At 56.7% G+C, this 26,652-nt stretch carries 29 protein-coding genes and 3 pseudogenes; 26 read left to right on the top strand and 6 right to left on the bottom strand.

Going from position 1 to position 26,652, the window contains the following annotated elements:
• A pseudogene (locus DJ75_RS14405) lies at window positions 1-302 on the bottom strand (hypothetical protein); the annotation flags it as partial.
• Between the two features lie 90 nt (window positions 303-392).
• Here DJ75_RS14405 and DJ75_RS14400 point away from each other — a divergent pair.
• The 8 genes and pseudogenes from DJ75_RS14400 to DJ75_RS14365 all read left to right on the top strand — a co-directional run bounded on the left by DJ75_RS14400 (window position 393) and on the right by DJ75_RS14365 (window position 7,043).
• On the top strand, window positions 393-689 hold the full coding sequence (locus DJ75_RS14400) for a hypothetical protein (protein ID WP_074796968.1): 297 nt from the start codon (window positions 393-395) through the stop codon (window positions 687-689).
• Window positions 690-1,212: 523 nt separating this feature from the next.
• Entirely contained in the window at window positions 1,213-1,683 is a 471-nt protein-coding gene (locus tag DJ75_RS18380) for a hypothetical protein (protein ID WP_141212061.1), read from the top strand.
• A 3-nt stretch (window positions 1,684-1,686) separates the two neighbouring features.
• A pseudogene (locus tag DJ75_RS14390) lies at window positions 1,687-1,919 on the top strand (RNA-guided endonuclease TnpB family protein); the annotation flags it as partial.
• 101 nt (window positions 1,920-2,020) lie between these two features.
• Entirely contained in the window at window positions 2,021-2,602 is a 582-nt protein-coding gene (locus DJ75_RS14385; protein ID WP_094525122.1) for a TlpA disulfide reductase family protein, read from the top strand.
• Between the two features lie 284 nt (window positions 2,603-2,886).
• Window positions 2,887-3,369, top strand: a complete 483-nt coding sequence (locus tag DJ75_RS14380; protein WP_141212060.1) for a hypothetical protein — start codon at window positions 2,887-2,889, stop codon at window positions 3,367-3,369.
• 936 nt (window positions 3,370-4,305) lie between these two features.
• A complete protein-coding gene (locus tag DJ75_RS14375; RefSeq protein ID WP_141212059.1) occupies window positions 4,306-4,806 on the top strand; it encodes a hypothetical protein in 501 nt (166 codons plus the stop codon).
• A gap of 273 nt (window positions 4,807-5,079) precedes the next feature.
• Window positions 5,080-5,916 (top strand): hypothetical protein, encoded by an 837-nt coding sequence (locus tag DJ75_RS14370; protein ID WP_094525119.1) that lies wholly within the window; start codon window positions 5,080-5,082, stop codon window positions 5,914-5,916.
• 293 nt (window positions 5,917-6,209) lie between these two features.
• A complete protein-coding gene (locus DJ75_RS14365; protein ID WP_094525118.1) occupies window positions 6,210-7,043 on the top strand; it encodes a hypothetical protein in 834 nt (277 codons plus the stop codon).
• A gap of 305 nt (window positions 7,044-7,348) precedes the next feature.
• Here DJ75_RS14365 and DJ75_RS14360 read toward each other — a convergent pair whose 3' ends face one another.
• Window positions 7,349-9,037: a hypothetical protein gene (locus DJ75_RS14360; protein ID WP_094525117.1), complete on the bottom strand. Its 1,689-nt coding sequence runs from the start codon at window positions 9,035-9,037 to the stop codon at window positions 7,349-7,351.
• A gap of 261 nt (window positions 9,038-9,298) precedes the next feature.
• Here DJ75_RS14360 and DJ75_RS14355 point away from each other — a divergent pair, with 261 nt between their 5' ends.
• From DJ75_RS14355 to DJ75_RS14320, 8 genes are all read left to right on the top strand, one after another.
• Window positions 9,299-9,658, top strand: a complete 360-nt coding sequence (locus tag DJ75_RS14355) for a hypothetical protein (protein ID WP_094525116.1) — start codon at window positions 9,299-9,301, stop codon at window positions 9,656-9,658.
• A 131-nt stretch (window positions 9,659-9,789) separates the two neighbouring features.
• The gene (locus DJ75_RS14350; RefSeq protein WP_094525115.1) at window positions 9,790-10,305 is read left to right on the top strand and encodes a helix-turn-helix domain-containing protein; all 516 of its coding nucleotides are present in this window, start codon (window positions 9,790-9,792) and stop codon (window positions 10,303-10,305) included.
• 6 nt (window positions 10,306-10,311) lie between these two features.
• Complete coding sequence (locus DJ75_RS14345; RefSeq protein ID WP_217900395.1) at window positions 10,312-10,857, top strand: hypothetical protein; 546 nt, start codon at window positions 10,312-10,314, stop codon at window positions 10,855-10,857.
• Between the two features lie 179 nt (window positions 10,858-11,036).
• On the top strand, window positions 11,037-11,225 hold the full coding sequence (locus DJ75_RS14340; protein ID WP_094525114.1) for a hypothetical protein: 189 nt from the start codon (window positions 11,037-11,039) through the stop codon (window positions 11,223-11,225).
• A 105-nt stretch (window positions 11,226-11,330) separates the two neighbouring features.
• A complete protein-coding gene (locus DJ75_RS14335; protein ID WP_094525113.1) occupies window positions 11,331-11,555 on the top strand; it encodes a hypothetical protein in 225 nt (74 codons plus the stop codon).
• Complete coding sequence (locus tag DJ75_RS14330) at window positions 11,555-12,274, top strand: hypothetical protein (protein ID WP_094525112.1); 720 nt, start codon at window positions 11,555-11,557, stop codon at window positions 12,272-12,274. The genes DJ75_RS14335 and DJ75_RS14330 overlap by 1 nt, the downstream gene beginning before the upstream one ends.
• Window positions 12,275-12,311: 37 nt before the next feature.
• Window positions 12,312-13,151 carry an ABC transporter ATP-binding protein gene (locus DJ75_RS14325; RefSeq protein ID WP_094525111.1) on the top strand — a complete coding sequence of 280 codons (840 nt, stop codon included), beginning with the start codon at window positions 12,312-12,314 and terminating at the stop codon, window positions 13,149-13,151.
• Window positions 13,148-14,761 carry a hypothetical protein gene (locus DJ75_RS14320; protein WP_094525110.1) on the top strand — a complete coding sequence of 538 codons (1,614 nt, stop codon included), beginning with the start codon at window positions 13,148-13,150 and terminating at the stop codon, window positions 14,759-14,761. Before DJ75_RS14325 ends, DJ75_RS14320 begins: the two co-directional genes overlap by 4 nt.
• 72 nt (window positions 14,762-14,833) lie before the next feature.
• Here the strand turns inward: DJ75_RS14320 and DJ75_RS18895 are convergent, their stop codons facing one another.
• Together DJ75_RS18895 and DJ75_RS14310 are read right to left on the bottom strand one after the other, a co-directional pair.
• Window positions 14,834-15,646, bottom strand: a complete 813-nt coding sequence (locus DJ75_RS18895; RefSeq protein ID WP_217900394.1) for a hypothetical protein — start codon at window positions 15,644-15,646, stop codon at window positions 14,834-14,836.
• Complete coding sequence (locus DJ75_RS14310; RefSeq protein WP_198947988.1) at window positions 15,643-16,743, bottom strand: PQQ-binding-like beta-propeller repeat protein; 1,101 nt, start codon at window positions 16,741-16,743, stop codon at window positions 15,643-15,645. Before DJ75_RS14310 ends, DJ75_RS18895 begins: the two co-directional genes overlap by 4 nt.
• Before the next feature lie 216 nt (window positions 16,744-16,959).
• Here DJ75_RS14310 and DJ75_RS14305 point away from each other — a divergent pair, with 216 nt between their 5' ends.
• Complete coding sequence (locus DJ75_RS14305) at window positions 16,960-17,475, top strand: hypothetical protein (protein ID WP_094525108.1); 516 nt, start codon at window positions 16,960-16,962, stop codon at window positions 17,473-17,475.
• Between the two features lie 62 nt (window positions 17,476-17,537).
• On the opposite strand, the gene DJ75_RS14300 is transcribed toward DJ75_RS14305, so the two are convergent.
• A complete protein-coding gene (locus DJ75_RS14300) occupies window positions 17,538-17,861 on the bottom strand; it encodes a hypothetical protein (protein WP_094525107.1) in 324 nt (107 codons plus the stop codon).
• A 191-nt stretch (window positions 17,862-18,052) separates the two neighbouring features.
• Between DJ75_RS14300 and DJ75_RS14295 the strand changes: the two genes are divergently transcribed.
• From DJ75_RS14295 to DJ75_RS14255, 9 genes are all read left to right on the top strand, one after another.
• Entirely contained in the window at window positions 18,053-18,316 is a 264-nt protein-coding gene (locus DJ75_RS14295; protein ID WP_094525106.1) for an AbrB/MazE/SpoVT family DNA-binding domain-containing protein, read from the top strand.
• Entirely contained in the window at window positions 18,313-18,726 is a 414-nt protein-coding gene (locus DJ75_RS14290; RefSeq protein ID WP_094525105.1) for a putative toxin-antitoxin system toxin component, PIN family, read from the top strand. Before DJ75_RS14295 ends, DJ75_RS14290 begins: the two co-directional genes overlap by 4 nt.
• 390 nt (window positions 18,727-19,116) lie before the next feature.
• Complete coding sequence (locus DJ75_RS14285; protein ID WP_254921994.1) at window positions 19,117-20,610, top strand: DUF6498-containing protein; 1,494 nt, start codon at window positions 19,117-19,119, stop codon at window positions 20,608-20,610.
• A gap of 689 nt (window positions 20,611-21,299) precedes the next feature.
• Window positions 21,300-22,163 (top strand): hypothetical protein, encoded by an 864-nt coding sequence (locus DJ75_RS14280; RefSeq protein WP_254921665.1) that lies wholly within the window; start codon window positions 21,300-21,302, stop codon window positions 22,161-22,163.
• Between the two features lie 245 nt (window positions 22,164-22,408).
• Window positions 22,409-23,548 carry a serine hydrolase gene (locus tag DJ75_RS14275; protein WP_254921993.1) on the top strand — a complete coding sequence of 380 codons (1,140 nt, stop codon included), beginning with the start codon at window positions 22,409-22,411 and terminating at the stop codon, window positions 23,546-23,548.
• A 305-nt stretch (window positions 23,549-23,853) separates the two neighbouring features.
• Window positions 23,854-24,189 (top strand): hypothetical protein, encoded by a 336-nt coding sequence (locus DJ75_RS14270; protein WP_094525102.1) that lies wholly within the window; start codon window positions 23,854-23,856, stop codon window positions 24,187-24,189.
• A gap of 82 nt (window positions 24,190-24,271) precedes the next feature.
• Entirely contained in the window at window positions 24,272-24,700 is a 429-nt protein-coding gene (locus DJ75_RS14265) for a hypothetical protein (protein ID WP_094525101.1), read from the top strand.
• A gap of 9 nt (window positions 24,701-24,709) precedes the next feature.
• Complete coding sequence (locus DJ75_RS14260) at window positions 24,710-25,531, top strand: IS5 family transposase (protein WP_094525100.1); 822 nt, start codon at window positions 24,710-24,712, stop codon at window positions 25,529-25,531.
• Between the two features lie 108 nt (window positions 25,532-25,639).
• A complete protein-coding gene (locus DJ75_RS14255) occupies window positions 25,640-25,915 on the top strand; it encodes a hypothetical protein (RefSeq protein WP_092701522.1) in 276 nt (91 codons plus the stop codon).
• A gap of 626 nt (window positions 25,916-26,541) precedes the next feature.
• On the opposite strand, the pseudogene DJ75_RS14250 reads toward DJ75_RS14255, so the two are convergent.
• Window positions 26,542-26,652: pseudogene (locus DJ75_RS14250) on the bottom strand (IS5/IS1182 family transposase); the annotation flags it as partial.

The raw sequence follows: 26,652 nt of genomic DNA, 5'->3' as shown, positions 1-26,652 counted from the left end.
GTTCGAGCGAGCTGTAACAGACCACGAACACGATCCATTTCACTCGCCCAATCGACGATCTCGCGGTACGTCGCATCCATATGAACCCGCAAAAAGTGGAGCGTGACATGCTTCCAGCCGGGAAATCCGTTGCCAGTCGGATCACTCACCGCCGTTGGACTGGCGGCGCAGCGCTTTTGAGCCAGCGACGCGGCTTGCTTAACGAAGCGGAAGAGGAGTTTAGACGGCTCTGTTGAAATCCTCAGCAGGTGATATGTTTTTGCAGCTGTGCTGAATATAGAGCACGAGTCGGTCAGCGCCATCAGCACCGTTTCACGATCACACTATACTCGTCTCAGCGGCGGGTACGCAAACCCAGCAATATTTGAACGTCGCCGGAGACAACACGCTTGATGCCCTCCATTATCGATGAGACCGTGTTCGGCGAGCCCTCTAGAGGGGTTGGACTGGTTTTTCTCTGTGGCGCACTTCTGATAGCCGGGCAGCAAGCGTACTACGTCATTCTAAAAGGGGCGACGCTCTACTATGCCACACTATTTATTGGTGCTGGGATGGCCCTCTCCGGCATTGCCGAGTCCTTGCCAAAATCTCGACGACGGGCTTCTGGTGCCCTGCGACTCACAGCGATCGCTGTACTGGCGGGTATTCTCGTGATCGGCTTCGTCAGGCCCGAGCTCCTCTTAGTGTGATTGAGCCGGTTGGGTTGAGTTCACCGCTCTTGTAAGGAGTTCATTCGCACGGAGGACTCATTGGGAGTGACCGAAAAGACAAGGGGTGAACTTGCTACACACACCCTCTGTATCTCGCACGCCGGTCCTATCAGTTCCTAAGGATTTCAACAGAGCCGTTTAGACACATTCGGCTCTTCCGCTTCGCTCCCATCTTCAGAGCGACGCTATCCCGCCGCCTTCTGCGGATTCAACAGATCAGTCAAACAGGAAATTCACCACTTAGAGGGCCCCTGTTATGCCGATGAATAAAAATAGTACACCTAATCCGCGATAAAGCCAGACAGGGTGTTGGACTCTTCAGATTGGCTGGGCGATGAATGCCGAAGGAACTCAAATCCAACCGTGTGAATTCGCTTCGGAAGTACAATGTAGGCAAGCCCAAGGATTACAACAATGATGTATCCAACGTGCCACAGAATGTTCATATATCGTTTTTAACAGAGCCAGTAGTTATATTGTCTTCTTTGGAAACTGGTAGGGTATGCTGTCCAGACGGGATCTTCTTACCGGGATAGCTGGTGGGTTAAGTCTTTCAGCAGGCTGCCTCGGTACTGATGAAACAATCGCACGTTGTTCGAGCAGAGGTGAAGGAAGTGGGAATCAACATCTCCGGTCAGTGGCTCCGATAACCGGGGAAGAGGAAGTAGCGCTGGGAATCATGGTCTCAGAGGCCGATGTCTCGAATAAACGATTTGATGCGATCAATGTACGAAATGTAGATGGTGGCCTTATGACCCGTATTCCCCTTGAGACAAATCGTGGGATGAGTAGCCTTGATCCTGATAATCATCCGGTGCTAAGTTCGGAAAGGGGTGAACTGTATGCGGTATCGCTCAATGAACCACCAGTTCATGATGAGGTGGTGGCTTCGCTCGTGAATCCTGCAAGTGAACAAATTACTACTGCTCGATTACGATATAACTGCTACTCAGAGGATGGGAGCCTTCCCTAATTTGCGAACGCAGCGTGGAATATTCTTTCTCGCGGTCTTGACGATGTAGGAGTGGGTCACTCCAAATCAGCGTCTGTGGAGACTGCGTTCCCGTGGATACACCTGTATCTGCAAAGCGCATCGTTGAAACAGGAAGCCCCATCACCAGAAGTCTACGACTTCTGGTTAGCAGTCAGAACTTTTTGAGTTTTGACAGCACCCTCAAGGAGCGAACCGCATCAGCGGTGAGCGAGTAGGGTGGGGTAGTTCACATAAACGTCTATGGATACGTTTCTGTGGATCAAATCGCTCTTGTAGCCTTCAGCCGAATTATTACGGTTCTTTCACTATCGTACCGATGGATATGCCCTCCAATCCGCGTCGATCGTTTCTTGGGATGGTGAGTACCGCAATTGGGAGTAGTCTCGCTGGGTGTGCTAGCTTACAGTCGATCGACTCAGACACACCTAGCGACGAGACAGAATCTGCGGCCGGGACATCTGGTGAGTCCGAACCACTTGCATTGCCGTCGGTCGTGACGCGAGATAGTTTCCCTGACGGGGACGTGGTTCTCAAACCAGACGGGAAAATTGTCCTATTAAATTTTTTCACAACATGGTGTCGACCGTGTCAGGAAGAGATGCCGGAATTTCGGCGGTTGCGTGCGGAGTACGATACTGAGACGCTGCATATGGTCTCGATCACGCCGGAAGTGGACAAGAAACTCATCCAAGAGTTTTGGCGAGAGTACGACGGGAAGTGGCCAGTCGTCACTGATCCAGCCCTGATTGCGACCAACCGGTGGAACGCGAACAGCTACCCGACAAACCTAGTGTTCGATGTGGATGGGACCCCTGCGACAGGAGATAGATCAACGGTGCGAGCACGCACGTTCAAGGAGTTTACTTCGATAATCGATCCGCTTCTCACGGAATCATAACAATGACCAGTTTAACGCTTTCAGCGTTGTTCGGGCTGTCGTTTTCGGCTGGCGTCGCTACATTCTTCGCCCCGTGTGCGTTCCCGCTACTTCCTGGTTACCTTTCGTATTTTGTGAGTGATACGGTATCGGAACCCGACGGTGACCGTTCGACGCTCGGCTTCACCCACTCAAGCGCGGCTCCTGAGTCGGGTGGGTTCTTCTCACGCTTCCGCCGACCAGTTACTCGCGCAGCGCTACTGAGTTTGCTTGCCGGCGCCGGAATGACACTCGTATATGTCGGATTGGCAGGGACGACCGCGTTTTTCGGCGCGCAGGCGCTTGCAGACATCGCCATCCTCGAAGTGGTCGTTGGTGCCGTGTTCTTGATTACCGGTGGGGCGATGGTTGTCGGATGGAAGCCCGCTTGGTCGGTTGTCCGACTGCCTGAGCGGGAACGATCGCTTACCGGGTTCTTTTTGTTCGGCGTGCTGTACGCGGCGGCTGCAGCTGGATGTACGGCCCCGTTGTTCATCGCGGTTGTGTTGAAGGGAATTTCAGTCGGGCCAGTTCTCGGGATCGGTGTTGCGGTATCCTACGCGTTCGGGATGACTGCGATATTGGCCGTGGCCACGGGCCTGACGGCGCTCGGCGGTGCATCGTTCACTACTACACTGAGTGCATACACAGATCGGATTTACCGGATTGCGGGCGTGCTCCTCGCGGTATCAGGTGTCGCTGAAATCTATTATTATTTCTATGGATTTCCCAGGGTGATCCCGCAGTGATCAATCATCGCCTCACCCTCACGCTAGCTGTGTCAGTGCTGCTTCTCACTGCAGGATGCGCAGGTACCCTCAATACCGACTCAGACTTGGACTCAAACTCAGCTGAACTTACCGCTGATGATGTGGCCGACACGTCTGTACTGATCCAAGCACACACGGAGACGCTTCGGACAAACTCGTTTACTGCCCACGCTACCACAACAACGCAGGATCAGAACCGAACGTTCCGAGTCAGGGACGAGCGAACGTGGCGCGTCGATGCGAAGCCGCCGGTTCGGGTGTGGACAACCAGTCAGTCGACGATCACCGGCAATGCGCCGGAGCGGTATGAACGGGCATCTGAGAGAATGTCGGCGTGGCGGCAGGGAAACACAACGACCGTTCGCATCCAGTCAGGTAACGAGAGTCGGACCCGAAACGCGGATCTGCTTAATACGTCAGTGCGACTTAACAGCGCTTTTCACCGGCAGTTGCTTTTGCGATTCAGCGAACGACAGAACACGACCGTCGAAGAGGTAACGCGGAACGGTACTCGACTGTATCGAGTTCAAACTGACCTGAATAAAACACACGTTACCTCAAACGCGTCAATGACGCTGTTCGTCAACCCAAAAGGGTACGTCCAGCGTATTGAGACCCGACAAACGGTTAAATACCGATCTGGGCCGCGCGTCATTACTCAGACCGTACGGTTCACTCAAGTCGGAAATACGACCATCAAATCACCGGAGTGGGCGAACCAGTAATCCCCCGACATTTCCAGTAGCACGCAAAAACCGGCTCTGTTCTTCTGCCTGTCCTTTGACAAATTTAGTGTCAAAAAGACTCTCAAACGCGCTGTTTCTGGCTGAAATTGTCTTAAGAATAGGAATTCAACAGAGACGCTTCTTTGTTCTTTGTGCTTGGAATGTGGGTCTTTTTGGGTGCCCTCCTTCCATGCTTAGGTATGCCTCCACGAATCGACGTGCGGTTCTTGCTGCAGTCGGTGCAGCGTCTCTTGGCAGCATCGCGGGATGCTCGTCCCGCCAGTCCGACGAGCCACCGACTGGCAGCCTCAGAGTCATCAACAACGACGAGACCGTTCCGCACTCCATCACGATGCATGTCACGGATGTTGGCACTGCGCTGGGCGAGGAACCGTATTCAGTTATAGGCGAGACGTCAGCCTCATCCGCACAGCGGAACCTTTCAGCTTCGACGACACTCGAACCCGGTGGCATCGAGACGTATGGCTCCGTCTTCAGTGAACCCGTGTGGTACGCCATTGAGTTCACGGTGGACGAGCGGCCACCGGACGATGAAGCCGGCCACGTCGTCTACTCGCCCATTCCGGACGACGAACCAATCGGGCGCATGTTAACCGGGAAGGTGGGAAGTGCCAGTGACTTCTGGTGGACGATCAGCGCAACCGAGAATGCGGGCACATTCAATCTCTAGAAAACACTGTATTAACAGGCGGAAACAATCACTCACTAACTACACTGTCTGTATCTAAGGCTCCAATCATAGTTTTCCACCTACAGGACTACCTCTGAGTTACTAGAAGGGGAAGTCTCGGAGTCGGTAATTTGTTCATTGGGCATTGTTTAGACGCTGAAGAGGCACTCGTCCCGGTGATCAACTCTATTAGGTACACTTTCCACGATAATATCCAGATCTGGCAGGTCAATGCACCAAAGCTACTTATTATGAAAGTGAGCAGCTACATCTATGAACCGTCGTTCCCTCCTCCAATCTCTCATAGCCGGAGGTACTCTACTGACAACTGGCTGTGTTGGATCGCTCTCATCCACTGCCGACCAACCGGAGGCGCCCCACGTGTTTGAGAATTATCGATTCGACGGCACAGACCTCGTCGTCAAATTCCGGGATGCCGCCGGCGTGCAGAACGCCGTTCTGTATAATTCGTCTACAGACGAAGAATACGAGACAATCAAGCAGCCACCGGGAACTATTCGGTTTCCGGTGGCATTCCCGGACCGGCTAGAGACGTACATCGCTGACTCGCTTCACGTAAAGGCCAAAACATCGGACGGTTGGGCCCGCCAGTGGATACCGGAAATCGTCCACGCACACACGGAAGATGTCGAGGTACTCCGTGATGGCCGTGCTCGATTTGAGATCGAAAATCAGGGTGAAGCCCCGCTCCTCGTCCGATTCGCCGGGATTTACGGTGATGTCCCAAATCCGACGGTTGATCCGCAGAGCGAGTCGTTCGATCGGTCGTCATTAAACTTCGGTCCAGGCGTTGTTGGTATTGGGCAGAATCGTCCTCTGTCCTCGTCTAGAACTGACCTCGTCGTGTCCCCGGGTGAGACGGCACCGTTCGAGACGACGTACGCTCCATTTGCGTTCCCCAACGGTGCAGATATAGAAGACTGCGACGGTGAGGAAAGAACCGCTAAGATTGCAATCGTTCACGCTTCCGGCGGAAGTGCTTCCTACATGTTTTCGTTCTGTCTCGACGGTGAACTAACTTCCATCGAGGGACACGCGGCAGAGGTCTGTAATAGCGCGGATGCTGAGGGAACGGAGACTAAGCCATAATTTGTTCATCAGGTTGGCTGTACCAGTGTCACTACTCATCAGGGGATAGTTTAATCTCTGTGAGGCTCTGTTGGAATTATATTCTCATCTGAAACAACTGTTCGCTAAAGCCTGCGTAGTAAGCGAAGGCTCAATTCCAGTATCTCAAATGATAACCACCTCGCAAAAACTAAGCAATTGGGTCGAATGTGGATATTATGGCTATCCGAAACGGAAAACGTCCTACTGCCCGACTAGATCCGGCGATCGCAGTGGAATGTATTATCGTAACCGTCATTTTGGTTGGCCTCTACGTGTGGCAGCGCATCCTTTCTGATGCCTTGTTGGCAGTGTTCGGTTCGCCTCCCTGGTTCGAAGAGGGTCTGATGGACGGCATGCTTTCGGGAGGGTTGTTCATCGCCGGACTTGTACTGTTTACTGCTGGGTACGTCGCCTACCGGGATGTCGATAGCGGGCTTAAGTTGCCGGAACGAACTGACGTGTCCCTAATTGGGCTCGCGGGATTGGCACCTGCTGTGCTCGTCGGACTGACCAAACTTGTTGGCTCACTCACCGGAGTTCCGTATAACTCGCTCACCATGACCTCCTACGCTGCCGACGTATCGGTGATACCAGTGCTGCTTCTCGCTGGGCTGGGAATTGGTGTTGGGGTTCCCACGCTTGTGATAGTCAGTCAGGTACTCGTTCAGGGAAGCTTCAAACAGGTTGCCGGAGGAAACACCGCTATCGTCCTGACGACGCTCATAACCGGATTCGTGATGATGGGCAATACTGGTGGGTTGGCAACAGTCCCCGACCTGGGGAAACTCGTTGGTGCCGTCCTGTTCGCCATCTCGGTAGGCGCCGGGGTCTTCGCTGTTGAGTACGTTAGCAGTGAACGACTTCACTACGTAGCGTACGCTCCGGTCCTACTAGTCGCTGCAGTCATTAGCCTCTCGGGGATCGCTGAGATCGGATCTATCGCCGGCGGCCTGTTCGTGGCCACGCATCTCGCGGTGCTTGGTATTGCCGCCTACACCTATGAACGAACCAACTCGCTTCTTGCCCCAGCACTCGCATATACTAGCCTCTCACTGGCAAACACAACAGTGGTCCTCCTCTATGAAGCAGGGATGCAAAGCTGGTGAAGACTGAAACCCTTTAAACGGCTAGCGGACTTGATAATCTGTTCGAGCTTGGGGTAATACACCCTTGGAATTAGCGTTAACTATTTTCCTGTACTGATACTGTGTGACTCGATATGTCGGGTAGATGGGACTTCAACAAAGCCATCTGTGAAAATATCGCGGGAGATCCAAGCGAACTTCTAGACTTGAATGTTGGCTTCTACCGGCAAGACATCCAGTAGCCTCTCCACTGCTCAGTTGATGCAGCCAGCTTAGTTCCTACTGATTGTGAGGGTAGTATGATTCCACTCCACGTCGTTCAGCGGCTAAACAGGGCCGCTTCCTAGCGTTCTGGTGGTCGTATTTTCTGTGTCAGTGGTGGACCTGTTTGTTGGCGTCCGGATCTCAACTGATTCGTCGTCGTACACGTTCATGGTCTCGATCACGGTTCCGTTCTCGTCGACCCGCTGGACGATGACTGCGGGCGCCTCTTCGATCTCTCCATTCGGATCCGTTTCACCGGGCGTCTCAACGGGAGTCTCACCGCCGAGGAACTGGGTGATTGTGTCGGTTTCTTCGAACGCGTCAACGTCGCCGGACCGAGCGTCGACAAACGCGACGTACGCGATCCCGCTGTTATCTTCGGGGACAACGCGTACTTGCCAGTACTCTCGGTTGTCGATAACGGTGAGGATCGGTTCGGCTGGGGCAAAGCGGTCCCAGTCCGTCTGCGGCGCTGATTGCCTGACAAGATCCGCTGCTCGCTGCGGGCCGAATAGCGAGTCGGCTGGTACGTAGCGCTCAAAGGCGCCGCTTTGGCCGTCGATCGTCCACAACTCTTGGAGCCCTTGTGCGTCACCGTAGGGTTCGACAGCGACAACGTACTGCGGGCCCGACTCAGTAAGTATAAAGAACGGCTGATCGTTTCCGTCGCCGGGCAGCGGTGCAATCTCGATTTCGTCTTCGTGGCTGGTGTAGGTGTTGAGGATCCCGTTGCGGTACTTCGTCGCTGCGACCGACTGGAGTGCGAGTTTCTCGGGGTAAAGCTGCTGATTGTCAAGAATCGGACTGGAAGCAGCCTCAGAAGGCGAGAGCGTTTCGATCGACCCGCTTGGATCGATGACGGCGACGCCTCCCCACTGAGGCGTGGTGTGCGGAAGCGGCGTCAGATGGAACTGCGGCTCCGAGTACGGGACGGCGATATACTGGGTATCGTTGTGAATGACCATCTTGGGGTCGCCGTAGTCAACGAGATACGCCTGCGATTTGAGGAGTTCCCACCGGTAGTTCCGGTGGAAGATCGTTCCGACGCCGGTTTCGAGCTCGCCATCAACGGACCGTACGTTCGCCTGCTGGGTCGTCATATCAACGAGGACGGTCCCGGCCTGTCGTTTAGTGATAGTGTTGAAGAGGCCGTCCGGAGCGAGCGGTGCCGCCCAGTAGGGGGTCCCGTTCACCACGCTGATGTCCGTATCACCGACGCGGTACTGCGGCCGGTTGAGCGTGTTCGACGCGTATCGATCGGCGACCGCTCGTGTGACGATGCGTGGGTTGTCGGCATCAACATCGTCAAGTCGCTCGACTGTGGCCGTGTGGCTCATTGTTTGATCGCTTAATGTGACGCCAGCGACCGCGTTGGCGACGGGCAGCAGTGCAAACGCAGCGATCACGAGTACGACCATCCCGACACGGAGTGGCGTAATCGTGTGGTCGCTGCTGGAGAGCGCGTTGACGACGGTCTCTACTCGGTCACCCAATCGTGCGGTGACCCACGCAGCGATACTGCCGGCCAGAAGGCCAAGCAACAGTAGCGGCGTCGTGTACACTGTGTAGACGAGTCCGTGGAGCCACGGCCTGAAGAACCAGCCTATGGCAACAGCAACGATTCCAACAATTCCAAGCAATATCCACGGTTGGTTTGAATCGGGTTGACCCGAGTCGGTTGGTGGCCAGTCGGTGAGATCGTCATCAGATGGCTGATCGTCTGAATCGTCGGATGGAGGGCGTGTTGGCATTAGTCTGACCCGTGAGGAAACAATTTTGAAACTTGTACGTACCGAGTTATGAGTTCACCAACTCCGATCGACGGAGAATCAAGACAACTCGCCGATTGGGAGGGGGGACCTAATCGAACCACGAGATGGAGTCATTTCTACCAGTAAATAAGTATTGGACAAATGGTCTCGTTGGATTTTATCTTTCACCACCTACCCGGAAGGGTCAGGGGTCGTTGACACGATGGAATACTTATTGTATGCTGTAGTGACAATAGTGTAATGAGCGTTGGTCAATCGGCCGATAAGGTCTGGAACAACCTGATTGGGCGACTCTTGACCCTTCTCGTTGGTGGGGGCCTCGTAGCTGGAGCGCTGACGATGTATCCGCAGATTCTACCCGTGATCAGGTGGGCTATCCCGGTATCTTTCATCCTTTGGGGAACATCTCGGCTCTATTTCTATGGAGTAGAAGACCCTCTATCCTTGGCTGCAGGCTGTCTGTTGATACTCGGTGGATTCACCTATGCCTCGTATTTGCTCATCTCAATGGACGAACTTACCGGAGCGGTAGCTCAACTCGTTCCAGCTATCGGTATCTTTACAGAACTCTTCGCTGCCCATTACCGTAATCAAGACTGATTGCCGTAATTTGATGAATTTGCATCTTCAGTGACCAGCTATTCTGCTCCGATTACGGTCAATACAGGAAGATCTGATATAGTGCCCAGTAACAAGCTTTTTTGCGAATTGCATACAATTCGCTACTAGCAATGGCAACCAAAGAAGCAAACCGGGACACTCCTCTCGACACGGGCGGTGAAGCATTCGAGCTCCTCGGAAACGCCCGCAAAGCATGGATATATACGTATATCCACCACCATCCATCAACAACAATTCAAGACATCGTCGAGACGCACGATCTTCCGCAGCGGACGGTCTACGAGTATATCGACGATCTCGAAATCGCGGGCTTCATTGACCAGTCAAACGACGGCCGCCCAGCAGAATACACGGCTCATGACATTGATCTCCAGTTGATCGATGGCGACACCAAACGGCAGATCACACCTGAGCTAGTTGAGGCGATTGCCCGTCGCACGCAAGACGAAGATATCGATACGTACATAGATCGTCACGGATTGGATGGGCTCGCCGTCGCGTTGGAATACGCTCGCGAATACGTCGATGGATCGGTTACGCATCAGATTATGGCTCGAGAACAAGAGCTCTCATCGCTTGAAGCAGGCGTTATTTTGGATGCCCTCCGACCTGTCTTTGAGGACTAACTCGGAATGAAGTACGACGAAGCTGTCGTTTTCATCGACTCGTCCGTCCTCATCAGCTGTGGTCGGCGTGAGAGTACTCGCTTTCAGGCGCTTGCTCGAGAAGCTCGCCAGCGCGAAACGGTCTTTCGTATTTCCCCACAGGTGTCTGCAGAGGTGACTGGGGATCCATCTCTGGATGAGTACACAACGGGTAATTCTGCTGTTGACAAAGCACTCCAAGAGGGATGGATGAAAGTAACTGAAAGCCCGTCCTATTCAGATTCGGATATCTCAACAGTGATGGATCAGGCACGGAGTTTCATCACGAATGCCAGTAACCGATCAGAGGATCTCGTAGAAAAAGCGGATACGGAAATGATCGGATTTGCGCTTGAACTGCTTCGTAATGATACTGTGGATGAGGTGATACTCGTAACGAACGACATCCCACTTGGTGAAGCGGCCGAATCGTTACTCCCACAATATGGATTCGACAATTGGCAAATCACTTGGCTTCGCGGTGGCGAACTTGCGGATGAGCTCGACGAGGATTTTGCACCCGAATTTGACTGAGTCAGTCGTATAGCCTCTTTGAACTGGCAGAACCATCACTGATCAATAAGCACTCTTCAGCGACCAGACGTTTCAGGTGATAATATCTCTGGAAAATAGGATTTCAACAGAGCCATCTCAACATAGTTGCATCCTGTTTTCTCACATACATTTATTCACCAGTGAGTCGTCTCAGACGTATGGAGACTCAATTGCGCATGTACCTGTCAGGAACTATCGCCGCAGTAGCTTCGTTTCTCTTCGTTTCTCTGGCCTTCTCAGGACAGTTCAACTTCATACACGGCGGGGTGTTCGTCGTGTTCTTCATCGTGGTGATGGTCGTCTTCGCCAACTTCGTCAAGTGGGCCGAGTCGCTCGAATCCAACTGACGGAGCTACCCGAAGAATGCGTGGTTATGCTTTTATATTGGACGCAACCAGTTTCGCTCGGATCGTACCCCCGTTTTATATGTGATTATCGTGGATACATGGGATATGGCCCTCCACAAACCCCTCCGAGAAGCCCCACGGCTCCTCCGTGAGCAACTGCTACTGTCCGTCCCGATGACGGTCGCCACCGTCCTCCAGATCCCACAGCTGTTCTTAGAGATACTTGCTCCGGCTATCTCTCTCGTTGAGGCAGACGGGAATCCTTCGCGGTCAAAGTCGACGGCCGACTGCTGCTCTAATGGGTTCGACAACCCATATCTCTCCCATTGATGTTGTACACGGTCATCGGGAGCGGCTTCGTCGCGCTCGGTCTTGCGATCGGCTGGTACGGGATCCGACCGCTTACGGTCATTCCGGGTATCCTCCGTGCTAACATTCAAGACCCAAGTGAGGTGACCAACACCGGCTCCTTCGTGGTGTGCCGCGACGTTGCGAACGAATCGAGCGAGATCCTTACAGCTCCGTTCACGGGCTCTCAGTGTCTCGGTTTCGAGTTTGAGGTTACCGAACGTCAACCGTTCGGGATCGGGATTCCGTGGTTTCAAGCCCATCTCGACGACGGTGTGTCGACGCGTCCGTTCACCCTCGACGGTCCGATTGGCACGCTGGATGTCGTCCCATCCGCCAAACGGTTCGCGCTCGATACGGAATCGACTGTCATCACCGTCGGTGCCAGTGAAACGCCGCCCGAGCGCATCCAACGGTTCGTCGACGTGCGAGACGAACTCGACCCCGTTGCGAGATGGGCACGGATTATTCCGGGACTCGGCACGCGGCGCTACGTTGAACGTCGGATCGATTCCGGCGAGGAGTATCTTATCGCGGGACACACGGAACGCCAGCAGAATGAAGTCGTCCTCGCAGGCAATCTCGTCATCACCGATCGCTCCCCGAGACGGTTCGCGTTCGCACGGCTCTGGAAGGCGGTGTTCCCGACGGTGGTCGCGCTGACGTTCGTCGCTGTCGGAGTCGGAGGTATCGCCCTATGACCGACTGCGGTACGAACCTGACTATCCATCCGTCACAATGACACGAGACAGAGACGCCATCGAGACGCGTGAACTGAGGAAACAGTTCGGAACAGAGATCGCCGTCGACGGGCTCGGTCTCACCGTCGAACACGGAACAGTGTACGGCTTCCTTGGACCGAACGGGGCCGGAAAAACGACGACGATGCGGATGTTGACATCGCTGACGCGGCCCACCGACGGCGAGGCGTGGATCGACGGGAACCCCGTTTCTGATCGTGACGCGATCAGGGCATCGATAGGGTATCTTCCCGAGGAACCGCCGGTCTTCGACGAACTCACCGGCCGTGAACAGCTCGAATACTTCGGTCGGCTTCGAGACCTCCCCGCCGCCGAGATGGAGACCCAGATTACAGAGTGGTTAGATCGATTCGATCTCACGGACGACGCCGACAAGCGGATCGACGATTACTCGAAGGGCATGCGCCAGAAGATCGGCCTGATTCAGGCGCTGTTACACGAGCCTGATGTCGTATTCCTCGACGAGCCGACCAGCGGACTTGACCCGCGGGCGGCTCGGACCGTCCTCGACGTCATCGCAGATCTGACCGACGATGGCCACACGGTGTTCCTCTCGACGCATATTCTCTCGGTCGTCGAGGAACTCGCAGACGTCGTCGGCGTCCTCTATGAGGGTGACCTCGTTACCGAAGGCTCACCCACGGAACTGACGGCACGGATGGAAGCTGAGGAGGGAACAACCCTTGAGGACGTGTTCCTCTCGGTCACCGCCGAACACGGACCGACAGCTTCCGAATCGGCTCCCAGGAACACTGGAGACGTCACCGACCGACAAGACGGACGAGTTGAGGACGACGGACGGATTGAGGAGCGATGAGGCGTGCAAAACGGCCGCGGCTCATTGCCCGGACCGAACTCCGGCGGCGCTGGCGGACGATGAAGGGGAATACGACGCAGCTGCTGGCGATGGCGTTCGCAGCCGTCATGTTACTCCCTTTCTCGCTTGGCGGCGTGTTCGGGGCATATCTCGCCGGTGGGTTCGTCGCCGGAAGTGAGACCGAACCACTCATCGAATGGGCCCGGATGGCGTTCGTCTACGGATGGATCTTCGTGGTCGGGTTCGGTGGATATCGCGCGTACGCTGTGGCACTTCGGCCAGACAATCTCGACGGCTTGTTGACGACAGTCTCACACCGGGACGTGATCGGTGGCCTCGTCCTCGCTGAGTTCATGCTTTGGTCTGCGTTCTTCGTCACAGTTGGAAGCGCCGCCACAGTTGCGTTCGCCGTCGGTGCCGGCTCACTACTCACGATTCCTGCCCTGTTGCTCACACTGTGTCTCCTCCTCGTGACCGGGATCCCGGCTGGCTTCATCCTTGCGCTGGCTGTGCGGAACGCCGGCGTTCGATCGCGGCTGCTCAGTCGCCTCCGAACGCTGTTTCTCGCTCTGCTTGGTATCGGGTATTTCGCACTGATCTTCACGAACGCATTCGCATCAGTTCTCGAACCGATCTATCGGGTGCTTGCGCCGACACCGATCGACTGGTTCGGCGATCTCGCCGCATTGGGGCTCGGGATCGGTGCGTCACCGCTCCGAGCGATTGGCGCAATGGGATTCACAGGAGTGTTCGTCGTCATCGCGGTTGCGTCGCTGTACCGACTCGCAGCGTGGCTCTGGTACGCCGACGGCGTTCACATCACCCACGAAGTCGAGCGATCGGTTGATAGATCATCCCGGTTGGGCGGGCTCTCACGAATTCTCTCACAGCCAGTCTTCGGGGTTGTCGCAGTCGATTGGAAACGCGCTCGTCGGTCACCGATCTCGCTATCGTTCGCGCTGTATCCCCTGATCGTCCTCGCCGGTCCGATTGTCACGGCCGTCCAGACAGGGGAGATCGGAACGGGGCTTCCGTTGTGGATTTTACTCAGTGGAACGTGGGTTGCCGGGTCGTTGTTCGCGCTCAACGTGGTGGGTCAGGAGGGCGCAGCGCTCCCTGTCACACTGCTCTCGGATGCCCCCGAGCGCTCGCTGGTTATCGGCCACGTCGTCTCTGGAGCGCTTCTCATAGCGCCCGTGACCGTCGCGGCAACCGTTATTACAGGCCTCCTCAGTCCGCACTCGGTGCCGGTCGTCATGAGTCTCGGGGCGGCAGCTCTTGTGTTGTCAATCGGGTCGGGCGCGATCGCGACCGGCGTCGGGATCGGGTTCCCACGCTTTGAGGCGGTTAGCGTCTCTCGAAGCACGAAAGCGATCGTCCCGAGCGCTCTCGCGTTCGTCACCTATTCGATTATGGTGCTCGTCGTTGCGCTCCCGACCGGTCTCGCTCACTCTGGTATTACTGGTCACGCGCTCGCCTCGGTCGTCGGTATTAATCAATTCGTGATCGGTCTTAGTGGGACCCTTGTTTCGGCCGTACTCGCGTGTCTCGTCGGTCTCATCTCAATGTACATCGCACGAGATCGTGTTCGCAACTATCGTCTCGGGTGAGCGATCCGTCACGAGTCTCGTGGAGTCGGAGTGTGAGTTCTGTGTCCGTTTTCCGCGTCTCTAGTGAAACTCTCAACTGTACAACTCGTACAACGTTGTGAGTGCTACCGCGTGGACCGTTCCGACAGTCATCACACTGAGTACGACGCCAACGTACGGGATCGCTACCAGCCATCCCGACGTCAACCCTATCCCTACGATCAGCGCAAACAACGGGACACCGTGGCCACGAGAGCGCCGCCAACTCTCCACTGGGGCACTCCGTAGTGGTTCAGCGAACAGGACAGCGACCGGGAGCAAGAACAATCGAACGGCGACAAACGCCAACACTGCGAACGCACCGAGCGCGACGAGGAGTGAGTTTACAGAAACATCGAGATCGATCGCCGTTCCCAAGTGGGTGATGAGGTACACCACCGAGATCCCTCCCGTATAAACGAGAAACCGCCGCCGTGAGACCATTCGGTCGCTTGCCCGTACCATCGTGAACCCCCCGGCGGTAGCAATGGCTCCGATCGCGAGGAGTTCGAGTCCGACGGCATACAGAAGCACGTCCAGTGGGAGATTGATCAGCGCGTCGAGTGAGCGACTGGTCGCCGTCGTCCCTGTCGGATACACCGTATATACGATCTGGAGAGTCGACCCCGACACGGGGGGCTCAACCGGTAGCGGGTCACGTATCCGGAATCGACCGATCACCGTCAGCACACAGCCAGCCACGAGAAACGGGAGCCAGAGCGTCGGCATCGATCGGAGCGTCCGGACGATCTCTGCACCCCCTGACGCCGAATCGCCCCCACGAGACCTCTGGTCGTCGGATGGGTGCTTCGAGAAGTCGTTCGGTGCTCTGTCGTCTCCAGCCTCCATATCTGGGTTCTGAGTCATGACTGCTCCCCCAGTGCCAGCACACGACGGCGATTGGTTACGTACAGGCGACCGTCGCCGATGATCGGCGGAGAGAGTGGAACTTGCTCCGGTTCGTAGCTGAACCGTTCGATTCCGCTATCGACGTCGAACGCACGGAGTCTCCTCTTCTCTTCCACGACATAGACAGTCCCATCGGCAACCACCGGCTTCGACTCACCGACAAACTCACGTGACCAGTACGACTCGCCGGTATCGAGATCGAGCGCGTGGAACGTGTCGTTCCCGTCGCTCAGGAGTACCCTGTCGTCTGTTACGGCCGCCGTACCTTCAGTCGCGTTCCCGTCAAGATCACGCTCCCAGAGCGGCTCGCCGTCCTCGTTGTCGAGTAACGCGACGTCATTTCGCGATGTGACGATCACTCCCGCGTCCGTTACCGGCGTACACAACTGCATCTGATCGTCACGATCCCGGTTCCAGCGCTGCGTTCCATCCTTGATGTCGTACGCCGAGACCTGTCCCGGCCAGTTCGCAACAAATAGCGTGCCATCCTTGATCGTTGGCCGTCCAAACTCGGCGGAGATGACCTCGTCCTCTTGGACAGTCACGCGCCATTCGACGGAGCCGTCGCTGGCGTTCATCGCGGCGATGTCGTTTGTTCCGACGACGGGTGTATACACCATCCCGTCGTGGACGACCGGGTTCGTAGTCGGCGTATGGCTGACAGTGGGTCGATACTCCCCGTATGGCGGTCCATGCCATCGTTCACTACCAATTCCCCGATCGATTCCGGGGATCCCGATCCCGCCGGTGGCGTTGAGACCGTACGTGCCGCCCGTCGACGTGACTGCGAGCGTTGGTGACCGGTACGGCTTCGCGTTGGCGGCGGCCAAACTGGACGTGTACGGACCGCGTCGAACGAACTGTTCAGTTCCGTCTTCGACACGGAGCGCGACCATCCCTCTCCCGGTGGCATAGAGCGTGTCCCCAATTCTGATCGGAGAGCTCGCCCCGTGAAACCATGATGGTGTGTCGTAGATCCAGACGGGTTCAACGTCAGTTACGGGACCCGAGACGGCGGAGTTGTATCGGGTTCCTGCCGGATCGTACCCAGCCATCGGCCACGCTTGGTCCGCGGCAGCGGTCTCCACAGCTGAGCCAGTGATGGCCGTACAACTACTGCCGGCAAGGAGTGCGGTGGCTCCCACTAGTACGCGTCTTCTGGAGGGCATCCCGGTGTGAATTTCAGAAATCAGCCAATACAATTGATTGTACCGGTCCGTAGCTCGAGGCTGGAGGATTGGGATTTTAACTTACGAGTCGAAAGTGTGTGTATGGTCCCCCGCCGATCACTCCTCATCGGAGGCCTCCTGCTCGTTGGTCTCCTTCTTGTTGGAAGTGCGTTCGCAGTCGGTACGCCAGAACCCACAGTCACACTTGAAAATCAGGACAATGAGACTCACTATGTGACGGTGTATACAGTCTCAGACGAAGACCTCGCAGGATACGTTAATTTTGAGGTGACGACCGACGACGGCGATCGGAAACATGTCACATATTCTGACCTCGTCTGGCCCGGCGACTACGAGAATGTGACGCTCGTAGATGACGAGATTGAAACAATGACATTCGTCGTCGAACCCGGAGAAACGGTCGATGGTACGGTTACGAGTTGGTCGAAGGGAGACGTAACCGTGTATATCGCGGAACGAGGGCCAAACCGAGAACACGCGTCATCTCAGATCGTCACTTGTGGAACTCGCGGCCAGACACACTCGTTCACACTACAGGAATTGGGAGGTGGTGGCACAACGACGTGTGGCGGTGGATATAGCTGGATATTTCGATAGAGAATAGACCCACTGTCACAGTTCCGTTGTTCTATCTTCCCATCCGATGTGTCTGACTGTATTCACAGCCACTCGTAGACTGGCGGAATGAGCTCAAGTGAGGTGGCTGCGAGGTAAAGCCCTGTTACCACAAATCCAAGGCCGACCACGATCCCGAGCGTCGATGTGGCCGCGAAGAGTGCCTGACCACCGGCGACCACGAGCACAAAGGCGATACCGACGAGCAACAGCGTCCCAATCACGTCGAGAAGGGCATCTTTGACTGCGGCGTGAACGACCCTGTAGAGAGCAGCCTCGTCAAATCCTGACGCCATTTCACTGTCGGATCCCGACACCGACTCGGAGGCAGGGCTGTCCGGGTCCGAAGAGCGTGAATCGGAGACCATGCATTCCCAATACCTACAGGTACGGCGTAATTGTTCTCACCCTCCTCCGAGCGAATCGAGAGGAATACTAGCGGCCGACTCTGTTGATGTCTTGTCCATCAGACATAACATAGCGTGAAACAGCCGGTCGTTGAAGAGTGCGAATTGACCGGTAGATTCAACCCTTTGCGTAAGGAATCCTTACGCATACAATGGCATCTGATGAACCTGAAGTAACCACAGTAACCTCGAAGGGACAGATCACGATCCCGAGTAAACTCAGAGACCAATTCGGACTCGAACAGGGGACGAAGCTCATGGTTGTCCCGACGGAGTATGGTCTCGTGTTAAAGAAAGTCGACCTCCCATCGATCGAGGAGTTTCAACAGCGTGTTGAAAACCGGACAGACGCGGGCGAAACGTCTCTCGACGAGGTCACTCGACTCGTCCACGAGGCGCGGGACAGCGACGAATGAGGGCGGTGCTGGATACGAACGCCCTCATCTCGGGCGTCATCGCAACCGGCGTGCCACACGAACTTCTCGTCAAGGGATTCGAACGCGAGTACCAGATCGTCGTTTCGGTGGAAACGCTCACCGAGTTCCGTGAAACGCTGCTCAAGTACCCAGAGCGCTTTCACATGAGCGAACACGAGGTACAACAGGAGGTCGAACTGGTCCGATACTATTCGGAGTTCGTCGATCCGCAGGAAGACATTACGGCGGTTGAGGCGGACCCCGACGACGACAAGTTACTTGAAGCGGCCGTCGCCGGTGACGTCGATTACCTTGTCTCCGCCGACGGACACCTGCTCGATCTCGACTCGTTCCGTGGGATCGATATCGTCGAACCGAGGACGTTCTATGATCGACTCGACGCGTCGTGAATATCCAGTACGAGCGATCTGTTCTCAGTCTGTACTGAGCGTTCTGTGAGTCCCCTGTATCGATCGTAATCGGAGCAGAATGTATCATCAGCTAAGAATTCAGCAGAGCCTAGCGGCCAACATTTTACGATATACACATGCGGTATACACAAACTGACTAGTGAAATCTGCCCTGTATTAAGGGATTTAACAGAGTCGCATCTCGATGAATGCCGGGTCGACCTCGTCGTAGACGAGCAGCGAGACACTATCCACGATCGAGGATGTAACCGCAAATCTGTAGTCGGGATTGAACGCGAAGATCTCGGCGTAGACGACGAACCAACGGTCAGTTGGACGGAACGCGGCAACGTCCTCACGGAGCGGATCGACCTGCGTTCACCGATCCTTATGAGCACGGCCGATCGTTTCAGGAAACAACGACGGATGCCCTCCATCGCTCACCGCAGTCGTCAAAATCTTTCCGGAGCCACTGGGTTCCTCCCTGTCCTACTCGCCAACCTGATCCCGCTCGTCGGTGTACTCCGTCTCGGCTGGGACCCCGCGACGCTCGCCGCGGTGTACGCGGTCGAAGTCGTGCTGTCGATCCCGCTGGCGGGCGCGAAGGCGCTGTTCGCAGCCCGACCGCCACCGGAAGACCGCGATGCGGGCGTAATAAGCGTCACCGAGGCGCCGCTGTCGAGCAAACGCGGCACAATTCACTCGATTTCGTGGCTGCCTCCCATTTACCTTCGGAATGTCCCGTTTGCGGCGGCCGTCTGCGGTGCGGTTGCGTGGATCGCACTGGTCGTTGGCGTCGCGTTCTCGCAGGTGTTCGACGTCCCGGCCCTGCTCGGTCGTCCGGGGGTACTCGCGTCGGCGCTCGCGCTGGTTGCGGGCGAGACGATCGACGTTGCCCGGGACTACTTGGGTCGGCGACGGTACGCAGAGACCTCACCGTATGCGGTTGTGGAGACGCCGACGAGGCGCGCGTTCTTCCTCGTGTTTGCCCTGTTCGCGCTCCCGGTGCTTGACGCGGCCGCGGGCGGTGTCGCCGTGCTCGCCGCGTTTGTCGCCGTGAAGCTGCTCGTCGAGTGGTCAGCGTTCCGGGCGACTCACGGAAATGACGCTTCCAGCGGTGGTCGGATCACCAGCTGGCTCGCCGGCCCGACTGACTCGCCGGAACCGCCAGAGCCGATCGCGATCCCCGACGTCGAGCCCGATGTCCGGGTCTCGGCTCATCGCCGAACTACCGTCGTCACCGCGGTCCTGAAGACGCTCACTCGCGTCGCCCCAATATACGCGACCGGCTTCTTCGTCGTCTGGCTCGTCGGTCTCGGGCTGTTCGTCGGTGACGCCTCCGGCGCAGTCGTCGTTGGATCCGGAATCGCTGTCCTCGCGCTGTACCTCGGTGCGCTCGCTGTGAACATCGCGGGGTTCGCGCTCACCTACGCACCGATCGAGTACCGGCGGTACGGGTGCCAGCTGATCGCGTACGACACGTGGCTTGACGAGCCGCAGTGGGCGACCTCCGTCGATCACCTTCGTGACGCAAGCGTAGTCCACACCCGGCTCCCGGATCGTACGTTTGGCACGCGAACTATCGAGCTGACCACCGGGTTCGGTGATAATGAGACAGAGCGGTTCGTCGGCCCGGTTGGCGACGGTGAGGCACTCGTCTCGGCGTTCGACGTACCAATTCAGTCCACCGATCTGCCGCCGATGAACCGACGAATCGCCGCGATCGCGATCGGTATCGGACTCGTCGTCGGTGTCGGTGCAGTCGCGTGGCTCGCCGGGCCATGGGGATCTACGGGCGAGCTCGTGCAGAGCCTTGTTCTGTTGCCGTTCCTCGTCTGGCCGACATGGTTGCTGTGGCGGCGAGCGTACACCGAACCGGAATGAGCGGTCCTGTTGGAACTCTCAGGAAGGGACATATTCTTGTCTGAAACACCCGGTTACTGAAGAGAGCATTCTGGTCGTCCCGAATTCTTATACGAACTCAAGGAGAATACCTGCTGCTTTAGCCGCAGGATGAATACGACAACGTGGGATCAATCCACGTTCGACGGCCTAGTTCGAATTTCCGATGCGTACTTTGAAGTTCCAAAACCACTATACGATAGTAAGGTTAGGTCGGAACTGAGCGGATGCCGAACGACCTTCGGAGGCGGTCTCCCCGCCGCTCAATGAGACAGTATCCGAAACACCGACGCGGTGAACGCAAATCCTCGAAGGGTTCGTCGTTGTGTCTGTCGGTCGAGCAAGCCGAAGATAACTCCGAGTCCGGCGACGTATCAGCGACTCCCTGCTGGCAAAAACAACAGATGGGAGTCAATGACGCCGAGGATAGGAGTACCGGCGGTTTGGCACCGCCAGTCAGCCACCGAACACGACGACTGGGTTAGATGCGAACTCCCGTGAAGTGGCGGAGTCATGGTTGCGAACCTGAAACTCCCACCGCTCGGGATTCCCCCGCCTGAAGGCGGAGGAGGATGTCAAGTGTCGGTTAGTGCTACGACACTAATCGAGACGTGGTCGCTGTCGAAATTGCCACCACCACACCTAATTCGACGTCTCGTGAGTGGTTCGATATGTCCTCCAAGAGTACCGCACGACCAGAGGCAAACAGTAGCTGGAAGACGACCCTCCACGGAATTCGTCACCTTCCGCATCGGATGGCGGCGTTCATCGTCACGATGCACCCCGTGATCTGGGCCGGCTTTTTTATCGTGCTACCGCTTGTGGTCCTCGGGTCGATAGCTCTCTTCGGCTCTCGGGCGACCGTTGCCTACGTGATCGCGTTTGCGTGTCTGTGGTTGATGATCTGGTTTTCGAGTGCGGGGTTCAAGACGAACTACTACCGGCTCACTCCCGAGAATCGCATCTTAGTGATCGAACCCGAGTTCGACGACCCCGAGACCGAACAGTTCGCAGTAGCGACCGGTACTGACGAGCAGATAATCGACCTCACTGAGGTGGACTCTCTGCAGTTGATTCCGCTTGGTCCGATCGTTGCTGCACGACTCCACTACCGGTCGCTCACTGTCACGAAGCCAGAAGGGCTCCTCATACCGCGTGGACAGCTCCGTCAAATCGCCGCCAGCTTTCGATCGTGTGGCGTGTCGGTCCCCGAACTGGTAGCTGGCGACCCTCCGGCGCTGCAGCGTCGACCGATCCGGGCTATGGCTCGGATCGCAGCAACGCCGATACTGATCGGCGTGCTCCCAATCTACATCGTACAGGTTCAACTCGACATCGACGTGTGGCCGTTTCTGTTCGGGTTCGTGCTCGTCACTTGGGTCGTGATCGTTCGCAACCTCTCAGTCCGGTTCGGGATTCATCCGGAGGGGAGCCGGGCACGTGACTGGCTGCTTCGGTGGGGGATCGACCTCTTTGTCGCGGCATCAGGGTTGGTGGCCGCGCTCGGAGTGCTCGCACTCGTCGGGTCGGTGTGAGACCGATCGTGCGGGATAAAATTCATGTGGGATAGCTAATGTGTGTTTGACACCATCGCACCCGAGACAGAGAAGCGGGGGTGAGCAAGCCGTGGGTACCACCGAGGCGCGTATGGCATTGTCGGCGTGTCGACCCGAGGTATCCGGCTGTTCGCCTTCACCGCTCACAACTCCGCCACGAGCTCAACCGGACGAGTCGTCCCGCCCTCCACGGCGTGAAATCTCTCTCAGACACACCTCTACCGATGCCCTCCACACTCTCACGACGCCGTTTCCTGTCGCAGTCCGCTACCGTCGGTGCTGGCACCGCCATCGCGGCCAGTGGTCTTGCGAGCGGATCGACCGAACCGACACAAACGACCAGCGTGGATACGCTTATCGACGACGCGGCCACCCGCGCGTTGGCAGAACACGACGCGGGCGGACTGACAGTTGCCGTCGTCGACGACGACGAGGTCCACACCGGCGGCTACGGTTACGCCTTTCAGAGTGAAGACATCCCGGTTCGAGCGGACGAGACGCTCTTTCGTGTCGGCTCCGTCTCGAAAGTGCTCACGTGGACGGCCGCGATGCAGATTGTCGATCGCGGTCAGATCGCACCATTCGACGCCGTGGACGGCCACCTTGAGGCCGTCGACCTCCCGGAAACGTTCGACGAACCGATCACGCTCGAACACCTCGCCACCCACACGCCGGGATTCGAGGTCCGAGCGCGCGGCGATTCGGTGAGCAATCCTACGCATGTCCGTCCGCTCGCCGAGTCGGTCTCAACAGACGTACCGACGCGTGTCCGTCCCCCCGGTGAACTCTACCAGTACACCAACTACGCCGCCGCACTAACCGGACAGCTGATCGCGGACATCTCTGGGCAGCAATTCGACTCGTTCGTCACGGAGAACGTGTTCGCGCCGCTCGGGATGTCAAACAGCACGTTCCAAGCGGCTCCGTCCGGACTCGTACCTGCCGATGGAACGGCGGTTGACGAGGTCGTGAGTTTCTACTCCGACGTATCGCCGGCGTCCGGCCTCCATACGACCGCCGCGGATATGGCACGGCTGCTGCAAGCGCATCTCAACGACGGCGTCGTCGACGGCGAACGAATCCTTTCTGAGAGCGCGGTCGACACGATGCACCAGCAGTGGTTCACACCGCACGAACGGATCGTCGGCATGGCGTTCGGGCTTTTTGAGCGACCCCGGGGGGATACCCGGATCGTCCGTCACGGTGGCGGTGTCCCGCAGTTCGCCACTGAGTTCGCCCTGCTCCCTGAGGAGGACGTTGGCCTGTTCGTCGTGGCCCACGGTAGCAGTACTGTCCAGTTTAGGTCTATGTTAGAGATATATAACATACGTGTCAATTCAGAGAATTTGAGGCGAACGGGCTAATACACCCGGGTGAGAAACACCCCCTGATGGGTTTCGAGCGCGACGATCTCTACAGCAGTGACCCCCCCTCAATACCCTGACGGCATCGATCCACATCCTGACCCCCTTGATCCGTATACTCCCACACCTACCTACGACGTCGACCGGTGGGAGGAGAAAAACCAACTCGTGGAACTCGGGGGTGACACTGAGTACGACAAAGATACTAAAAAACGCTTTGGGCGCTCCGGCATTTCGACCTGCGGATAGCCCCCAAGTGTGATGAGATCGACGACTGGGACGGTCTCGACCGCCGGACACAACGGATGTATCGGGCCGGTGTTCTGAAGGAGTTCGTCGGGGGATATCGTGAACTCCAACAGATTCTGGAGAAGGGGGGTCCTGTCGCTCGCGAAGCCTGCTTCACCTCCGGTGATGGCACGCACTACTCGAAACTTTCGAGCGCCATCAGTGAATTCGACGCCGACTTTCTATCTGAAGCCGCCGAGTACAGTCACAACGCCGCGCTCTATGCGCTGACCCCCCGAGGACCCTCGTTCGACCGGACTTCCACGTACCCGTCGAAGCCGCGTGCTTACTACCGGGAGAACGACGAGGACTGGACGGTCAGCATGGACCACAAAATGAGCGAGGCGAGCTGAGTCGTCGCCGAGTACATGGCGCTGGTCGCTCCCCCGCTTCGGTTCGACCGCGACCGGTTGGCCCCCAACTACGAGTATTCGATTGGGGGACATCTACCGATTGTTCGCACACCTCGCCATCGAGCAATGTGCCGCGAAGAACGGCGCCGAACTTCTTGACTGGCAGTCTGACAGAGACACCCCCTCAGCCTCGACGCTCTTCGAGTATATCCCAAACGCGGGCACCGAGGGGGATTACGAGGTGGAAGACATTGAAACGAAGTTCATCAATGCCACGTGTCGCCTCCTCGAGCGCGAAAACCTCGCCCCGTCGGAACCAATCCACCTAGCGTACGACCTCACGACTGTTGGCTGGTATGGGAAGGAGAACAGATGGGTGACGGGGTCGATCAACGATGATAACACGACCGAATTCTGGCACTATGCTGTTCTATCGACCGTCACACCCGGTCGAAACTACATTTTAGGGGCTCTGTTGAAATCCTCAGAGAGTTACATGTTCGCCGTGTAATTCGATGAGATGAAGGCCCTCCCGAAGTCGAAGATTCTCCGATTTACTGAGAAGGCGATCCATTTGGCACGCCGAGCGGTTTCTCGATACTCCTCGAAGTTCTCCAAACATCGCTATACACTTCCCCAGCACGTTGTTTTGCTGTGTCTCAAAGTTCGGAAGGACACGACCTATCGTGGCCTGCTTGACGAACTGATCGAGATGCCGCGCATTCGTCACGCCCTCGGATTAGCTGAACTTCCTACGCCATCAACGCTTTGTAAGGCGTTCAACCGGCTTGATATGGCTGTCTGGCGTGCCATATTGACTCTCTCAGCGACGCTACTTCCGACGAGCGGTGTCGTTGGAGTTGATGCGTCAGGATTCGACCGCAGTCACGCCTCAAAACACTACACGAAACGAGCCGAACTCACGATTCAGCCGCTCAAAGTGACGTTGCTGGTCGATACGAAAGTGAACGCAATCCTCGATCTCCACGTGACGACAACACGAAAACACGATAGCCAGATTGCGCCGTCGTTGATCAAGCGCAACCCCGAGGATATTGGCATTCTACTCGGTGACAAGGGCTACGACGACCAGAAGATCAGGCAACTTGCCCGGCAACACGAGGTTCGGCCACTGATAAAGCATCGTGAGTTTACATCGCTCCACAAGGCATGGAACGCGCGCTTAGACGCTGGTCTCTACGGCCAGCGGAGTCAATCCGAGGCGGTCAACTCAACGCTCAAGCGGAAGTACGGTGCGTTTGTTCGCTCCCGACGATGGTGGAAGCAGTTCCGTGAACTCACTATTGCTTGTCTCAGTCACAACATTGACCGATCACTCTGAGCAGTCAATACCTAGTCTGTACTGAACGATTCTTGGGTCGCCTGTACCGACCACTGTCCGCGGAACGGCATCGCCACTGTTTTTAGACGCGCGTTGGATATTTGACTGATGCCCTCCAACAAAGCGACAGCCGCCGCCCCGATAGCAACCGGCGTCCTTCTCGCCGGGACGGCTACACGAGAAGTCGCACAGCACGGACTGGAACTCTGGACGACGCTGGCGCTCGCCGGTGGCCTCTCCGCGGTTGCTGTCGGCCTCGGCGTTCTGACCGGTCGTGGGTTCGACTCCGACGACCGCGACGGACACCACAGCCGGACAACAGTCGCGCTCGTCAGCCTCGCACTGACGAGTCTCGCCGTCGCGGCGGGAATCGCGCTGGCGTAGGCGACGCCAACCGACCCGCGTTACGTCCGATACGCGCTCAACGTCTGCTGTAGTCCGGGATACGCAGCGGCGCACGCCGCCGCAGTTTCTCGATAGGGAGCCTTCATCCTCTCACCAATGCCCGAGAGCCCGGTGACCGAGACGCGCTGTGTATTCAGCACGACCGCAGAAACCTACTCATTCCCCGTCAGGAGCGTCGTGCGAGATACAGAGGGTGTGTCGGTCACGGAATTAGCTCGGATCACTATCAGATTCAGAAGAATTACCTAACAAGCCTAATAAGAGCGACAAAATGGCTGAAGGCGTATGGAGTCGGACGAATCCGTGGCTCTATATTCCGATGAACGTTGTCGTTTGGGTACTGCTGTGGGTTTCGATAGACGTGCTTCTCTCGGACGCTAGCGTGATTTCTGCCGCAATACCGGGAGCAGCAGGTGGGTTGGCTTTTGGAATCTTCACCTATTATTCTAAGTATCGAGACAGTACGTAGCGTAGTCCTCTGGTCTATTCGCGTCTGCTCTGATTGCTGTCGTACGCGTCTATCCCGCCCTACACGACGAATTGAACCTGCTCACGATGTTTGATATGCGTCCTGGGCCTTGTTTAGACGCTCGAATTCACGTAGTTCAGGCGGTGAGAGACTGCTCGATGTTTCTGATGGCGGCCTTTATGACGATCTCTCGAAACTGACCAAACCACGTTCTGGCTTTAATCGTTGAGCCGAATCGCTTGCGCAG

The organism is Halorubrum sp. Eb13 (genome assembly GCF_002252895.1).
Lineage (GTDB): Archaea > Halobacteriota > Halobacteria > Halobacteriales > Haloferacaceae > Halorubrum.
Note: the sequence above shows the minus strand (reverse complement) of the source record. Positions and strands in the feature narration are given on the sequence as shown.

Excerpts from the sequence above, each read along its gene's own strand:
- DJ75_RS14400 (WP_074796968.1), top strand. The coding sequence starts at position 393 with ATGCCCTCCATTATCGATGAGACCGTGTTCGGCGAGCCCTCTAGAGGG.
- DJ75_RS18380 (WP_141212061.1), top strand. The coding sequence starts at position 1,213 with ATGCTGTCCAGACGGGATCTTCTTACCGGGATAGCTGGTGGGTTAAGT.
- DJ75_RS14385 (WP_094525122.1), top strand. The coding sequence starts at position 2,021 with ATGGATATGCCCTCCAATCCGCGTCGATCGTTTCTTGGGATGGTGAGT.
- DJ75_RS14375 (WP_141212059.1), top strand. The coding sequence starts at position 4,306 with ATGCTTAGGTATGCCTCCACGAATCGACGTGCGGTTCTTGCTGCAGTC.
- DJ75_RS14370 (WP_094525119.1), top strand. The coding sequence starts at position 5,080 with ATGAACCGTCGTTCCCTCCTCCAATCTCTCATAGCCGGAGGTACTCTA.
- DJ75_RS14360 (WP_094525117.1), bottom strand. The coding sequence starts at position 9,037 with ATGCCAACACGCCCTCCATCCGACGATTCAGACGATCAGCCATCTGAT.
- DJ75_RS14355 (WP_094525116.1), top strand. The coding sequence starts at position 9,299 with ATGAGCGTTGGTCAATCGGCCGATAAGGTCTGGAACAACCTGATTGGG.
- DJ75_RS14350 (WP_094525115.1), top strand. The coding sequence starts at position 9,790 with ATGGCAACCAAAGAAGCAAACCGGGACACTCCTCTCGACACGGGCGGT.
- DJ75_RS14345 (WP_217900395.1), top strand. The coding sequence starts at position 10,312 with ATGAAGTACGACGAAGCTGTCGTTTTCATCGACTCGTCCGTCCTCATC.
- DJ75_RS14340 (WP_094525114.1), top strand. The coding sequence starts at position 11,037 with ATGGAGACTCAATTGCGCATGTACCTGTCAGGAACTATCGCCGCAGTA.
- DJ75_RS14335 (WP_094525113.1), top strand. The coding sequence starts at position 11,331 with ATGGCCCTCCACAAACCCCTCCGAGAAGCCCCACGGCTCCTCCGTGAG.
- DJ75_RS14330 (WP_094525112.1), top strand. The coding sequence starts at position 11,555 with ATGTTGTACACGGTCATCGGGAGCGGCTTCGTCGCGCTCGGTCTTGCG.
- DJ75_RS14325 (WP_094525111.1), top strand. The coding sequence starts at position 12,312 with ATGACACGAGACAGAGACGCCATCGAGACGCGTGAACTGAGGAAACAG.
- DJ75_RS14320 (WP_094525110.1), top strand. The coding sequence starts at position 13,148 with ATGAGGCGTGCAAAACGGCCGCGGCTCATTGCCCGGACCGAACTCCGG.
- DJ75_RS18895 (WP_217900394.1), bottom strand. The coding sequence starts at position 15,646 with ATGACTCAGAACCCAGATATGGAGGCTGGAGACGACAGAGCACCGAAC.
- DJ75_RS14310 (WP_198947988.1), bottom strand. The coding sequence starts at position 16,743 with ATGGCTGGGTACGATCCGGCAGGAACCCGATACAACTCCGCCGTCTCG.
- DJ75_RS14305 (WP_094525108.1), top strand. The coding sequence starts at position 16,960 with ATGGTCCCCCGCCGATCACTCCTCATCGGAGGCCTCCTGCTCGTTGGT.
- DJ75_RS14300 (WP_094525107.1), bottom strand. The coding sequence starts at position 17,861 with ATGGTCTCCGATTCACGCTCTTCGGACCCGGACAGCCCTGCCTCCGAG.
- DJ75_RS14295 (WP_094525106.1), top strand. The coding sequence starts at position 18,053 with ATGGCATCTGATGAACCTGAAGTAACCACAGTAACCTCGAAGGGACAG.
- DJ75_RS14290 (WP_094525105.1), top strand. The coding sequence starts at position 18,313 with ATGAGGGCGGTGCTGGATACGAACGCCCTCATCTCGGGCGTCATCGCA.
- DJ75_RS14285 (WP_254921994.1), top strand. The coding sequence starts at position 19,117 with ATGAGCACGGCCGATCGTTTCAGGAAACAACGACGGATGCCCTCCATC.
- DJ75_RS14280 (WP_254921665.1), top strand. The coding sequence starts at position 21,300 with ATGTCCTCCAAGAGTACCGCACGACCAGAGGCAAACAGTAGCTGGAAG.
- DJ75_RS14275 (WP_254921993.1), top strand. The coding sequence starts at position 22,409 with ATGCCCTCCACACTCTCACGACGCCGTTTCCTGTCGCAGTCCGCTACC.
- DJ75_RS14270 (WP_094525102.1), top strand. The coding sequence starts at position 23,854 with ATGTATCGGGCCGGTGTTCTGAAGGAGTTCGTCGGGGGATATCGTGAA.
- DJ75_RS14260 (WP_094525100.1), top strand. The coding sequence starts at position 24,710 with ATGAAGGCCCTCCCGAAGTCGAAGATTCTCCGATTTACTGAGAAGGCG.
- DJ75_RS14255 (WP_092701522.1), top strand. The coding sequence starts at position 25,640 with ATGCCCTCCAACAAAGCGACAGCCGCCGCCCCGATAGCAACCGGCGTC.